Source organism: Bacillus sp. SRL543, from assembly GCF_984799205.1.
In genome coordinates this window covers 3,005,001-3,018,043 of sequence record NZ_OZ481794.1, presented here as the reverse complement: position 1 = coordinate 3,018,043, position 13,043 = coordinate 3,005,001, and the positions used below count along the sequence as shown (strand labels likewise).

12 protein-coding genes, 2 rRNA genes and 1 riboswitch (1 of these 15 only partly in view) are annotated in these 13,043 nt (G+C 45.0%); of the genes, 12 read left to right on the top strand and 2 right to left on the bottom strand.

Features of this window, described 5'->3' with window-relative positions; genetic code table 11:
• Nucleotides 1-98 precede the first annotated feature (98 nt).
• Nucleotides 99-184, top strand: a riboswitch (ZMP/ZTP riboswitch).
• Between the two features lie 57 nt (nucleotides 185-241).
• From AC4E8B_RS15435 to AC4E8B_RS15415, 5 genes are all read left to right on the top strand, one after another.
• Complete coding sequence (locus AC4E8B_RS15435) at nucleotides 242-1,093, top strand: bifunctional 5,10-methylenetetrahydrofolate dehydrogenase/5,10-methenyltetrahydrofolate cyclohydrolase (protein WP_490214246.1); 852 nt, start codon at nucleotides 242-244, stop codon at nucleotides 1,091-1,093.
• Nucleotides 1,094-1,292: 199 nt separating this feature from the next.
• Nucleotides 1,293-1,493 carry a cold-shock protein gene (locus AC4E8B_RS15430; protein WP_490214245.1) on the top strand — a complete coding sequence of 67 codons (201 nt, stop codon included), beginning with the start codon at nucleotides 1,293-1,295 and terminating at the stop codon, nucleotides 1,491-1,493.
• Nucleotides 1,494-1,829: 336 nt separating this feature from the next.
• Nucleotides 1,830-3,281, top strand: a complete 1,452-nt coding sequence (gene cshA, locus AC4E8B_RS15425) for a degradosome RNA helicase CshA (RefSeq protein ID WP_490214244.1) — start codon at nucleotides 1,830-1,832, stop codon at nucleotides 3,279-3,281.
• 157 nt (nucleotides 3,282-3,438) lie between these two features.
• The gene (locus tag AC4E8B_RS15420) at nucleotides 3,439-3,639 is read left to right on the top strand and encodes a cold-shock protein (RefSeq protein ID WP_009795530.1); all 201 of its coding nucleotides are present in this window, start codon (nucleotides 3,439-3,441) and stop codon (nucleotides 3,637-3,639) included.
• A gap of 67 nt (nucleotides 3,640-3,706) precedes the next feature.
• Nucleotides 3,707-4,204 carry a metallophosphoesterase family protein gene (locus AC4E8B_RS15415; RefSeq protein WP_490214243.1) on the top strand — a complete coding sequence of 166 codons (498 nt, stop codon included), beginning with the start codon at nucleotides 3,707-3,709 and terminating at the stop codon, nucleotides 4,202-4,204.
• Between the two features lie 29 nt (nucleotides 4,205-4,233).
• Here the strand turns inward: AC4E8B_RS15415 and AC4E8B_RS15410 are convergent, their stop codons facing one another.
• Entirely contained in the window at nucleotides 4,234-5,070 is an 837-nt protein-coding gene (locus AC4E8B_RS15410) for a GNAT family N-acetyltransferase (RefSeq protein WP_490214242.1), read from the bottom strand.
• Between the two features lie 163 nt (nucleotides 5,071-5,233).
• Here AC4E8B_RS15410 and AC4E8B_RS15405 point away from each other — a divergent pair, with 163 nt between their 5' ends.
• Nucleotides 5,234-5,644, top strand: a complete 411-nt coding sequence (locus tag AC4E8B_RS15405) for a cytosolic protein (RefSeq protein ID WP_490214241.1) — start codon at nucleotides 5,234-5,236, stop codon at nucleotides 5,642-5,644.
• A gap of 76 nt (nucleotides 5,645-5,720) precedes the next feature.
• Here AC4E8B_RS15405 and AC4E8B_RS15400 read toward each other — a convergent pair whose 3' ends face one another.
• Nucleotides 5,721-6,005, bottom strand: a complete 285-nt coding sequence (locus AC4E8B_RS15400) for a DUF6509 family protein (protein WP_490214240.1) — start codon at nucleotides 6,003-6,005, stop codon at nucleotides 5,721-5,723.
• 315 nt (nucleotides 6,006-6,320) lie between these two features.
• Here AC4E8B_RS15400 and AC4E8B_RS15395 point away from each other — a divergent pair, with 315 nt between their 5' ends.
• The 6 genes from AC4E8B_RS15395 to AC4E8B_RS15370 form a co-directional block, all read left to right on the top strand.
• Nucleotides 6,321-6,530, top strand: coding sequence for a cold-shock protein (locus AC4E8B_RS15395; protein WP_490214239.1), 210 nt, complete (start codon nucleotides 6,321-6,323; stop codon nucleotides 6,528-6,530).
• Between the two features lie 319 nt (nucleotides 6,531-6,849).
• Nucleotides 6,850-7,701, top strand: coding sequence for a hypothetical protein (locus AC4E8B_RS15390; RefSeq protein ID WP_490214238.1), 852 nt, complete (start codon nucleotides 6,850-6,852; stop codon nucleotides 7,699-7,701).
• Between the two features lie 64 nt (nucleotides 7,702-7,765).
• Nucleotides 7,766-8,920 carry a two-component system sensor histidine kinase NtrB gene (locus AC4E8B_RS15385; protein WP_490214237.1) on the top strand — a complete coding sequence of 385 codons (1,155 nt, stop codon included), beginning with the start codon at nucleotides 7,766-7,768 and terminating at the stop codon, nucleotides 8,918-8,920.
• A 191-nt stretch (nucleotides 8,921-9,111) separates the two neighbouring features.
• The gene (locus AC4E8B_RS15380) at nucleotides 9,112-9,768 is read left to right on the top strand and encodes a GDSL-type esterase/lipase family protein (protein ID WP_490214236.1); all 657 of its coding nucleotides are present in this window, start codon (nucleotides 9,112-9,114) and stop codon (nucleotides 9,766-9,768) included.
• 320 nt (nucleotides 9,769-10,088) lie between these two features.
• Nucleotides 10,089-11,638, top strand: a 16S ribosomal RNA gene (locus tag AC4E8B_RS15375).
• A 290-nt stretch (nucleotides 11,639-11,928) separates the two neighbouring features.
• Nucleotides 11,929-13,043: ribosomal RNA gene (locus AC4E8B_RS15370) — 23S ribosomal RNA — on the top strand (it continues 1,830 nt past the right edge of the window).
• Together the 16S and 23S rRNA genes form the textbook arrangement of a ribosomal RNA operon.

Here is a 13,043-nt window from a genome sequence, read left to right as displayed (position 1 = left end):
TGATACTAGCAGCGCGTGTTGAAAATACGAACGTTTATATAGAGTATTATTCATATCATCTGTGTTTTGTGATATAATTGTGATGGGGAAAATATTAAAAAAGGCGCAGTGACTGACGACGATAGTGGAAGAAACCACAGTGGAGCTGCGTACATATATATAGCCGGTCGTCTGGGCAGCCAGCAGACTGCTTTGGCATTTGCAAAAGCGGACTGAATCTTATACCTGGAGGTTGTATGCTATGAACGAAAAAATGATTCTTGATGGTAAGCGGGTGGCAGCTGATATTAAAGAAGGATTGATGCCAAGGGTGGAAAACCTCAGGGAAAAAGGCATCACTCCCTGCCTTGCCACAATCCTGGTTGGAGATGATCCATCTTCTGAGACTTATGTCAGAATGAAAGGAAATGCCTGCGCCCGGCTTGGCATCCGGTCTGAACGAATTCACATGCCGAAAGAAACCACAACAGAAGAACTGGTAAAAAAGATTGAGGAACTGAATCAAAATAAGGAAGTTCATGGCATCCTGCTTCAGCATCCTGTTCCTGGACATATAGATGAGCGGAAGGCATTTGAAACTATCAGCATTGAGAAGGATGTTGACGGCGTGACAAGCCGCGGATACGGGCAGACTGCCTTGGGATTTGGTACATATCCCTCATGCACCCCTGCAGCAATTATGGCAATTATCGATTATTATAAACTTCCGGTTGAAGGGAAGCATGCTGTAGTGGTAGGGAGAAGCCCGATCCTCGGCAAACCGGTTTCTGCGTTGCTTTTAAACAGGAATGCGACAGTAACAACTTGCCACTCCTATACAGAAAACCTTTCCCAGTTTGTTGGGCAGGCCGATCTTGTCATTGCAGCTGTCGGAAAGCCGGAATTTATAAAAGGAGATTGGATCAAGCCCGGGGCTGTCATTCTGGATGCGGGATATAATAAAGGGAATGTTGGGGACGCGGAATATGAAAGCTGCTTAGAAAAGGCATCAGCCATTACACCTGTGCCAGGCGGGGTCGGCCCCGTCACAATTTCCATGCTGCTGAAGCATACGGTTGTAGCAGCTGAAAAGACGCTGGAGACAGGCTCCTGAACAAAAGGTTGACTTGTTCTTTTTAATGAAGTAATATTAAGTTAACACTTTAAGATTCGTTTTATATATTTGGATAAGTAGTCGAAGCTGCAAGATTGTAGTCGGATCTTAAACTTCTTCAACAAAGCAGGCTGCGATTTTTTTGTTTTTATATTATACCGCAAACTTATAGTGAAACACTTTTTGGAGGTTTTTATACATGAACACAGGTAAAGTAAAATGGTTTAATGCAGAAAAAGGATTTGGATTTATCGAAACATCAGAAGGCCAAGACGTTTTCGTTCACTTTTCAGCTATCCAGTCTGAAGGTTTCAAGTCTTTAGAAGAAGGCGAAGCAGTATCTTTCGAAATCGTTGAAGGCAACCGTGGACCACAAGCTTCTAACGTAGTTAAAGGCTAATAGCATTAATGATGAGGTGATGCATGGCAAAGCATGCATCGCCTTTTTGTGTATTGAAACGGACGGCAATTTTAAAAAAAGAAGCAGGATCCTAAATAAGGCTTTTCTTTCCTTCATTTACTCCATTTTGTATCCTTCCACCATTCCCCTAGAATACCGCCCGGGAGGCGGACTTTGATTGTGCTTTAAATATAATCACTTGGGCGGGGTTTAAACTTATTTGAATCGGAAATGTAAAAAAGAGATAGAAAGTGGTTAGCCTAGAAATATACCTGCTGCAACCCTATAAACAATTGATAAGAATCAAATGGTTAAAAATTAAGGAGGATTTACACTTTGACAACTTTTTCGGATTTTAATTTAAGCAAAGAGCTTGAAAAAGCAGTTTCCAATATGGGCTTTGAAGAGCCTACCCCAATCCAGGCACAGGCCATCCCGATCGGGCTGAGCGGCAGGGATATGATTGGCCAGGCGCAGACCGGGACAGGGAAAACCACTGCTTTCGGCATTCCGCTTTTGGAAAAGATAGACATAACTGAAGGAATTCAGGGCCTTGTGCTGGCTCCTACCCGCGAGCTTGCCGTACAGGTGGCTGAAGAATTGAACCGGATTGGACAGGTGAAAGGCGTCCGTACCCTGCCGATTTATGGCGGCCAGGACATTTCCAGGCAAATCCGCGCTTTGAAGAAGGACCGGGGCCCGCATATTATTGCAGCTACGCCGGGAAGGCTGATTGATCATATCGAGAGAAAGACAATCCGCCTGAATAAAATTAAATTGGCTGTGCTTGATGAGGCTGATGAAATGCTGAATATGGGCTTTATCGAGGATATTGAACGCATCCTCAGCGAAGTGCCTGAACAGCGCCAGACTTTGCTGTTTTCAGCAACAATGCCAAGGCGCATCCAATCTCTGGCAGAAAGATTCATGACAGAACCAGAGATGGTTCAAGTCAAGTCGAAGGAACTTACTGTAAAAAATATTGAGCAGCATTATATGGAAGTGCATGAAAAGCAGAAATTCGATGTTTTATGCAGCATGCTGGACATCCAGTCCCCGGAACTTGCTATCGTGTTCGGACGCACTAAGAAGCGTGTGGACGAAGTTGTGGAAGGGCTGATCAAACGCGGCTATTCTGCTGAAGGCATCCATGGGGATGTTCCTCAGAATAAGCGTGACCAGGTTATCCGCCGCTTTAAGGAGCAGACGATCGATATCATGGTGGCGACAGATGTGGCTGCAAGGGGACTTGATATCAGCGGTGTGTCACATGTATACAACTTTGATATCCCTCAGGACCCGGAAAGCTATGTACACCGTATAGGCCGGACTGGGCGCGCAGGGAAAAAGGGACTTGCCGTAACATTTGCATCCCCGCGTGAAATCGATCATCTGAAGCTCATCGAGCGGGTAACGAAAACAAAAATGACGAAAAAGCCGATACCTAGCTTTACTGATGTAATTGCCGGCAGCCAGCAGGCAACCATCAATAAAATGATGAAGGTTATCGAAAATGAAGAATATAACGAATATAAAAGATCTGCAGAGAGTTTGCTTGAAGAAACAGATTCAGTCACCCTGCTGGCAGCTGCTCTTAAGCTGCTTACAAAAGAGCCTGATGTGACACCTGTCAAGCTGACTGCTGTTGAACCGATCCGCTCAAGAAAGCCGAAGTTCGACCGTGACAGAACCCGCCGGAACGATAGAAGCCGGAGTGGTGGAAGCGGACGCGACCGCAGAAGAGGCAGAAGCGGAAAATCAGGTTTTACTCCTAACTCAAAGGGGTAATATATGATTAAGGGCAAGTTTAAGGATTTTATTTGAGGATGGAATATCTTTCCTCAAAAAAATTTAAAAAATGATTATAAAATCTGTAAAACTTACCCATATTAATACAGCAGGGCATTCGCCCAAAGATTTTGTTGAAATTTAGGAGGAAAAGTAAATGGCTACAGGTAAAGTAAAATGGTTCAATGCAGAAAAAGGTTTCGGATTTATCGAAGTTGAAGGTGGAGAAGATGTATTTGTTCATTTCTCTGCAATCCAGTCTGAAGGCTTCAAAAGCCTTGATGAAGGTCAAGAAGTTGAATTTGACATTGAAGAAGGCCAGCGTGGACCGCAGGCTGTTAATGTGACGAAACTATAATATTGACTTCATATGATGAAGAGTCTCCTAGCGGGGCTCTTCTTTGCTTTACAAAGGAGGGGAAGGTTTGCTTATAACCGCCTTATCGGATACCCATATGCCAAAAAGGGGAAGGAAGCTGCCTAAGCTTCTTGCAGAATATCTGAAAATCTCTGATGTCATCATTCATGCCGGTGATTGGCAGGACTTGTCTGTTTATAAGGAACTCGCATCTTTCGGGAGGCTGGAAGGGGTACTGGGCAATACGGATAGCGGAGAGCTTAAGGGATTGCTGGAGGAAAAGATCATCCTGGAAATAAACAGTTATAGAATAGGTGTTGTGCACGGACATGGAAAAGGGAAGACGACGGAAAAAAGGGCGCTTGATGCTTTTGCAGCCATAGAGCTGGACTGTGTTATCTACGGGCATTCCCATATTCCCGTCCTGAAAAAGGAAAACGGGACCCTCATTGTAAACCCTGGTTCGCCTGTTGATAAAAGGAGGCAGCCGCGGTTTTCTTTTGCAGTAATCAGAGCAGAGGAAGAGCTCTCAGCAGAGATTGTTTATTTTGATAAAGAAACATAAGGGAAAAAGCAGGGCGCATTTGCGTCCTGCTAATCAAGTTTCAGTTCATAATAATCCTGGGATTCAAGCGGGATGAATCCGCATGATGTATAAAGCTTTAGGGCATTGTTATTTTCTGCGGCCACTTCCAGGAAAATATCCCTCTCTTGTTTCCTTTCCATCCCTATAATTCGGCTTAAAACGGTTTTTCCGATGCCGCGCCCCTGAAACTCCGGAAGGATGGCAAATCCATAGATCCAGCTCTCTTGGCCTTCAGTCTGGATCCTTACTTTTCCGGCGGGGATACCATGGTATTCAATAATGAATGAAGTCTGTTCCTGGTCGGCTGCTGTTTGCTTATAAAACATCGCTGCATCCTTTTCGGACATGCTGAAACAAAGAACATCCAATCTAATGCTTATTTCCGCATCTCCGGCCGTTGCGTTCCTTATGGCTACCCCTTCTTTTTCAGATATAGCAACCGAATGAAAGTACTTCATCTGATGCTTCATCTGATGCTCTGTGAATGAGTACGTGCAAGGAAGCGACTTGAAAAGCTGTTTGGCAGCGCCGGACTCCGCTGGGGCATTTAAAAGGACCTCCGTAACGCCAGCCAACTGTGTTTCAGCTTGTCTTAAGAGGGCTGTGAAGACTCCCTTCTGCCGATGCTCAGGATGAACCATTCCGCAGACCTCCATTTTAGCTCCAAAAGGATAAAGCGCTAAAAAACCTGTCAATCTTCCGTCCTTATAAGTGAAGAAGTCCGTTTGTGCCTCGATATGCCTTGATTTCAGCATATCCCAATTAAGTTTCAGCCTGAAATTTTCGTGTTTTTCACAAATGTCCTGAAGTTCCCTGATATCTTTCAGCTGTCTTTCTGTAAGCATCGCTGTTCCCCCTGTCTTTTATATCTATATTAGCGTGAGGAAGAAAAAAGCGATATATATATATGTGAAAACCATAAGAATTATGAAATCAGTGGCATTTAATTGTGTAGTTCAGCAGGAATGGTTATGATAAGTAGAGTAATGATTCCGGAGGTGTTGTATAGTGAAAAGTTTCACAGTTGAATTTCACAAAGAAGATCAGGTTGAAGCCATGAAGGTTAATAAATTGAATGAAGAGGATTTCAATACTGCCACAGAAGGCGGGACAAGGCATCTTTTCGAACTTGATACAAATGTCGGCTTCTTTATTTACTTTGATGCCATCAGCAAAGAGGGGGAAGAATCTTATTTGGTCCTCCATTATGAAGAAGAGAATGAAGATCCAAGTGCCTGTTATTCATTTGAGCTGAAGGATTTCTATCAATTTGCGGCACTCCAGCTGAACGATCTTGAATTCAGTGAAGAAGCAGGGGACGATAGTGAAGGTGAAGAGGAAGAAGTGTACGGGCCTATCCATCATCTTGCACATCTTATGTACCATATCATTGAAGAAGGAAAAAAAATTGAGGAATAGAAAAGGAAAAAGAGCAGCTCGCTGCTCTTTTTTTTACGGGGGGAATTATGCTATTGATATACTCCCGTAAGGAAATTTATGATGCTGGGAGATTAGTCCGGCAATAACTTTCCACCATCTTTTCTTCTTCTTCATCAAGTGCAAAATCCAGAGCTTTTTCGTCTGAAAAAAAGAAGTGGTAATTAAGGATTTTTGAACCTTTTTCATCTTTGTAAAAAAGGACGCGCAGGCTCAGGCCCTCATCGGAGTGCAATTCATCTTCTTCCGGAACTTCTATATCTATAAGGAACTCAAACCTCTGCCCTTCGAGTATCCCTGTAGGATCAATGATTTCTTCGATCGAATGCCCTGTAATTTCCATCTGTATCATCCTTTCTATTATCTCTGATTATCGACATTCGTAATTATACACTTTTATGCAACCCTGCGTAATCTTTTGTTCTTATCCTTCTTCAAATCCAGGTTTTTCATCCTTAACTGGCACTGATTCACAATAACAAAATTTAAATTGGTACATTGACAAAAACAGGGAAATGCTGTATACTTATAAAGTATTTAATTCAGCTAATTACATTTAATTTCAGATTCACTTGTTATAAAGGATCTAGTCCATTTATTTTATAACGGGTGAATTTTTATTTTCCAAGGGCTTCAGCTCTTTGAGGAGGTGCCTTTTATGGCAATGGGATTCGGGAGAAAAAATACCGAAGAAGTAAAAACGGAAGAAGTGAAAGTCTGGGAATGTATTTCTGACAGCTGCAAGGGATGGCTGCGTGATAATTTTAAAAGCAGCGATAAGCCGGCTTGCCCCCTTTGCAACAGCGAAATGAAGGAATCGACTAAGCTGCTTCAGGTTGTTGTTAATAATAGCATCTACTCTAAATAAGGAAACCAAATGGCCTAGCCATTTGGTTTTTTTTCGTTTATAAACGGTAATGATTCAAGATGACTATGAAGTCTCGCCGTACGCCAGGCAGCAGCGCCTTCCCCGGGGGTCACATGCAAATCCTCCGATAAAGGCCAAAAAAACGAACTTTCGGGAGGAACGACATGGCGACCGAAGGAAGCTGCTCATCCAGATGTTGTCTATGGCTTGGCGTTCTCTAGTCTGCGTTCCTTTTTGATCCATGCACTTCTTTGTTCTATGCTTGGATGAATCAGGCAGCAGCGGGCAACCTAAAGAAAAACCTCTGAATATGATGGATGTGAAGAAAGCAGTGTCGAACATGCATCTTTTTGTTGCTTTGATATTTCTTAGTATTGTGTTAATGATTATATCCTTCAGGAAAGACATACGGGTGGCGCTACCGCTCTATTTCTTTGTGATGGGACTGTCCTTTATATTGGAATATATAGTTTTTATTCTGGGAGAGGCATATACATACAAGCCGGCTGTATTTGATGAAAAGTGGTTTGATGCAGTATTTGGTGCAAGCGTTTCGCAGGCGCTTTTTATACCTGCTGTACTTACAGCGGTCTCCATTTTCCGTTTTGGCTTTCTATGGAGGCTTGCTGTCATAGCCGTAATCTTTTTGATAGAGAGCTTTTTCTTGAAAGAGGGCGTCTATGAACAGTATTGGTGGAAAACATGGTACACAAGCTTAATCCTTTTTGCAGCTATGTTTGTCGTCGACAGTTGGAGGGATTCATTAAAAAATCCTTCACCTTTTGTAAGATTTGTGACGGTTTATATGGCAATTACCACTATTATTCAGTCTGTAGTTTTTTATACGGTAATTTTCTTTGGGATACATATCTATCATCCAGGCATTTTTCAGTCGTATGTCCGTGATCAGATAGCTTTCAGCACACTCTTATGGCTGATTTACAGCCTGATTTTAGCTGTAATAGTCATCTGCGAATTCAGGAAGGCAGTATTTGCAGGGCTATTTGCGGGAGCTTGGCTTTTTGAAAAGCTTTTGATCCAGGCAGGTGTTTTGACTATTTCGCATTTGTGGAGTCCGTTATATTCAGCCGGGCTCATTACATTGTTCTGCTTTTTGATCGGCAAGCTGGCCGTTCTTATCTTTCCTGATATTGAAGGTAAATCTGTATAATGTCCTTTCACGCGAAATGCATTATAATAAAAGAAATAATGCACTCTTTAAGGAGTAAGTTTTCATGGATGAAGTTCAACGGCTTAAACAGGAAAATGCCGAATTACTGAAGGAAATATCACAACTTAAAAAAAACGCAGAAAAAACCCAGAGTCATTGGCCTGGACTGGATAAAGGGGAAGAAGGCGTTTCATTTGAGCAGCTGGAAAGCTTCCTGAATCCTATACTTGATCTGGTTCCACATCATATTGTTTTTATAGATGGGAGCGGACATATAACGCTATGCAATCTCCAGGCTGCGAGAGACCTTCATGCTGACAGAAGGGAAATACTGGGGCGCCATATCAGGGAGCTGCTCAAAATACCTGATGATAAAATCAATTTGCTTGAATCCCTAAGGACGAAGAAGCCGATCAACAACAGGGAAGTACTTGACAAAAATTACGGAATCAATAATACAAGGATCATATTGGATGAAAGTGGAAATGTGAAAAGGGTATTGGGTGCGTTCCAGTTCCTTAATGGAGTGAAGGAAGCGGAAAAGCAGGCTCTGGCAGGGAGGATTGCAGCAGGTATAGCCCATGAAATCAGAAACCCGCTTACCACGGTAAGAGGCTACCTCCAGCTTCTGCAAAGCAAGACCAGCCAAGAGGTCTCTGAGCTATTCTCTTCCCTGCTGATTCCTGAAATTGACAGGGCCAATAAAATCATCACAGATTTTCTCAGGATAGCAAAACCCTGGGAAACGACCAGCGAGCTGCTTCACACAAAAGAATTTATACTGGAATATACAGGCAAATTCCTGAATAGCGAGGCGCTTCTTTATAATGCGGAAATTGAATATCATATTACAGAAATGGCAGATGAAACAATTTTTAAAGGTGATCGTGATGAATTGCTTCAGGTATTCATCAACCTTTTCAGGAATGCGTTCCAGGCTAAAGGAAACGAACCTCTTAAAATAATCATATCTGTCAAAAAGGTGGACTCTTTTATCAGAATCGAATTCAGGGATAATGGAAAGGGGATCCCCTCCTCTATTCTGCCCCATATTTTTGATCCTTTCTTTACGACGAAAGATGACGGAACAGGCCTGGGCCTCTCTGTTTCCAAAAAGGTTATCGAAAATCACGGAGGCATGATGAATGTAATGAGCGATGGGCACGGAACGCAGTTTATCATTGACCTTCCCGTTGAAGGCCTGTACGGCTATAAATAATTTATTCGTACAATCACCCATAATGGGCCCTGCTGAATATGAATAATTAAATTCCTGTAACTCCCGCGGTTAAAGCCGGAGGGGGTTATAAGTGATTACTTGAGCGGAAAGTACCCCATTTTAAAGGCAGGCTGAACCCTGCATGGGCTGTTCTTTCGCTGAAAATTCCAGTCAGCAGGGAGGGAATCAGGTTGGATGACAAAAAAAGTCCGCTGAACTATACAGCAGTGGGCGATTCGATTACTGCCGGTGTGGGTGCTTCTTTCTTTTCGCCCGGCTTCGTGCCTCGATTTGCCAGACTTGCCGAAGAATCCCTTGGCAGGAGGGTTGCCTTTAAAACTTATGCGAGGCCCGGAGCTCTTTCAGGGGAAGTTCTGGAAGCTATCAGGTCTCCTATAGTATCCAGTGCATTAGCAGAATCAGAACTAATTACGATTACAGCCGGAGGCAACGATCTTATTCAGGGTTTAAGGTCATATCAGCTGACAAAAAATGAAGAAGAAATTTCTTCGCGCCTGAACATTTCGGCAGAAAAGGTAAGCGGCATCGTTAGCCATATAGCCGGGTTGAAAGCAGAGTATGGAGGACCTTATATGGTTTATCTCTTAAACCTGTATAGTCCTGTCCCGGAGGAAGAAACAGCCGGCAGGTGGATCAGAAAGTTCAATAAACAGCTCCAGCAGCTGTGCGATCACCATCATTTTCGGACAGTGAATATATACCAGGCATTTAAAGGGAACGAGAATGATCTTGTGGCAATGGACAGAGTGCATCCCAACGACAGCGGCTATAATCGCATTGCTGAAAAAATAAAAGATACTGGCTATGGACTTCTGATCTGCCAATAGACAGGTTCCGGCTCAAGGGAGGGCGCCTGTCTTGTTTTTTTGTAAAACCAATAATTACCACCTCATTTGCTGTTGACCATCTGCTCTAGTGTTGTTATTATAAATGAACAGCAATCGACATTAGCTGCTGATTATTTTTCCATACCAATCTATGAATCTCCAACAAAGATTTTAGAATAATCATGTTGACAACAGATTGGTAAACTGGTATTATAATAAAGCTGCTTCAGAAGAGCGCTATCGAAAGATCGTCCTTTGAAAACTGAACGAACAAAAACGTCAACGTAAATCTTATTTTTATCAGAGCTAAATCTTACTCTTATATGGAGAGTTTGATCCTGGCTCAGGACGAACGCTGGCGGCGTGCCTAATACATGCAAGTCGAGCGGACGGATGGGAGCTTGCTCCCTGAAGTCAGCGGCGGACGGGTGAGTAACACGTGGGCAACCTGCCTGTAAGACTGGGATAACTTCGGGAAACCGGAGCTAATACCGGATAATGCATTTCCCCTCATGGGGATATGCTGAAAGATGGTTTCGGCTATCACTTACAGATGGGCCCGCGGCGCATTAGCTAGTTGGTGAGGTAACGGCTCACCAAGGCAACGATGCGTAGCCGACCTGAGAGGGTGATCGGCCACACTGGGACTGAGACACGGCCCAGACTCCTACGGGAGGCAGCAGTAGGGAATCTTCCGCAATGGACGAAAGTCTGACGGAGCAACGCCGCGTGAGTGATGAAGGTTTTCGGATCGTAAAACTCTGTTGTCAGGGAAGAACAAGTGCCGGAGTAACTGCCGGCACCTTGACGGTACCTGACCAGAAAGCCACGGCTAACTACGTGCCAGCAGCCGCGGTAATACGTAGGTGGCAAGCGTTGTCCGGAATTATTGGGCGTAAAGCGCGCGCAGGCGGTCTCTTAAGTCTGATGTGAAAGCCCACGGCTCAACCGTGGAGGGTCATTGGAAACTGGGGGACTTGAGTGCAGAAGAGGAAAGTGGAATTCCACGTGTAGCGGTGAAATGCGTAGAGATGTGGAGGAACACCAGTGGCGAAGGCGACTTTCTGGTCTGTAACTGACGCTGAGGCGCGAAAGCGTGGGGAGCAAACAGGATTAGATACCCTGGTAGTCCACGCCGTAAACGATGAGTGCTAAGTGTTAGAGGGTTTCCGCCCTTTAGTGCTGCAGCTAACGCATTAAGCACTCCGCCTGGGGAGTACGGCCGCAAGGCTGAAACTCAAAGGAATTGACGGGGGCCCGCACAAGCGGTGGAGCATGTGGTTTAATTCGAAGCAACGCGAAGAACCTTACCAGGTCTTGACATCTCCTGACAACCCTAGAGATAGGGCGTTCCCCTTCGGGGGACAGGATGACAGGTGGTGCATGGTTGTCGTCAGCTCGTGTCGTGAGATGTTGGGTTAAGTCCCGCAACGAGCGCAACCCTTGATCTTAGTTGCCAGCATTCAGTTGGGCACTCTAAGGTGACTGCCGGTGACAAACCGGAGGAAGGTGGGGATGACGTCAAATCATCATGCCCCTTATGACCTGGGCTACACACGTGCTACAATGGATGGTACAAAGGGCTGCAAGACCGCGAGGTTAAGCGAATCCCATAAAACCATTCTCAGTTCGGATTGCAGGCTGCAACTCGCCTGCATGAAGCTGGAATCGCTAGTAATCGCGGATCAGCATGCCGCGGTGAATACGTTCCCGGGCCTTGTACACACCGCCCGTCACACCACGAGAGTTTGTAACACCCGAAGTCGGTGGGGTAACCTTTTGGAGCCAGCCGCCTAAGGTGGGACAGATGATTGGGGTGAAGTCGTAACAAGGTAGCCGTATCGGAAGGTGCGGCTGGATCACCTCCTTTCTAAGGAATATATACAAGACGTGACGGTCTTTGTTCGTTCAGTTTTGAGAGTATGATCTCTCATTTTGTTCTTTGAAAACTAGATAATGTAATGAAGAAGACATTACCGAGTAATCGCCATTTTAGGTTTTCTCTCTTATATCAAATAAGAGTTTAAAAACCGTGAGGGTGATGAGAAGCGAACAGATCGAGGAATTGATTGAGGAAGCACCGGAGCGTATGTTTTGTATACGTGAGGATGCTGACGATTGAGATGACGAAGAGATGTGAAGCTTATCAGCAGCCGAACAGGTTAAGTTAATAAGGGCGCACGGTGGATGCCTTGGCACTAGGAGCCGATGAAGGACGGTACTAACACCGATATGCTTCGGGGAGCTGTAAGTAAGCTTTGATCCGGAGATTTCCGAATGGGGAAACCCTCTATCCGTAATGGGATGGAACCCTTGCCTGAATACATAGGGCATTGGAGGCAGACCCGGGGAACTGAAACATCTAAGTACCCGGAGGAAGAGAAAGCAAACGCGATTCCCTGAGTAGCGGCGAGCGAAACGGGATTAGCCCAAACCAGGAGGCTTGCCTCCTGGGGTTGTAGGACACTCTACACGGAGTTACAAAGGAACGGAGTAAATGAACAGGCATGGAAAGGCCGGCCATAGAGGGTAACAGCCCCGTAGTTGAAACTTCGTTCCCTCCAGAGTGGATCCTGAGTACGGCGGGACACGAGAAATCCCGTCGGAAGCAGGGAGGACCATCTCCCAAGGCTAAATACTCCCTAGTGACCGATAGTGAACCAGTACCGTGAGGGAAAGGTGAAAAGCACCCCGGAAGGGGAGTGAAACAGATCCTGAAACCGTGTGCCTACAAGTAGTCAAAGCCCTATGACCTTCGGGTCAGGGTAATGGCGTGCCTTTTGTAGAATGAACCGGCGAGTTACGATTACATGCGAGGTTAAGTTGAACAGACGGAGCCGCAGCGAAAGCGAGTCTGAATAGGGCGAATGAGTATGTGGTCGTAGACCCGAAACCAGGTGATCTACCCATGTCCAGGGTGAAGTCCAGGTAACACTGGATGGAGGCCCGAACCCACGCACGTTGAAAAGTGCGGGGATGAGGTGTGGGTAGCGGAGAAATTCCAATCGAACCTGGAGATAGCTGGTTCTCTCCGAAATAGCTTTAGGGCTAGCCTCATGTTGTAAGAGTCTTGGAGGTAGAGCACTGTTTGGACTAGGGGCCCCCATCGGGTTACCGAATTCAGACAAACTCCGAATGCCAAAGACTTATCCATGGGAGTCAGACTGCGAGTGATAAGATCCGTAGTCAAAAGGGAAACAGCCCAGACCACCAGCTAAGGTCCCAAAGTATACGTTAAGTGGAAAAGGATGTGGAGTTGCTTAGACAACCAGGAT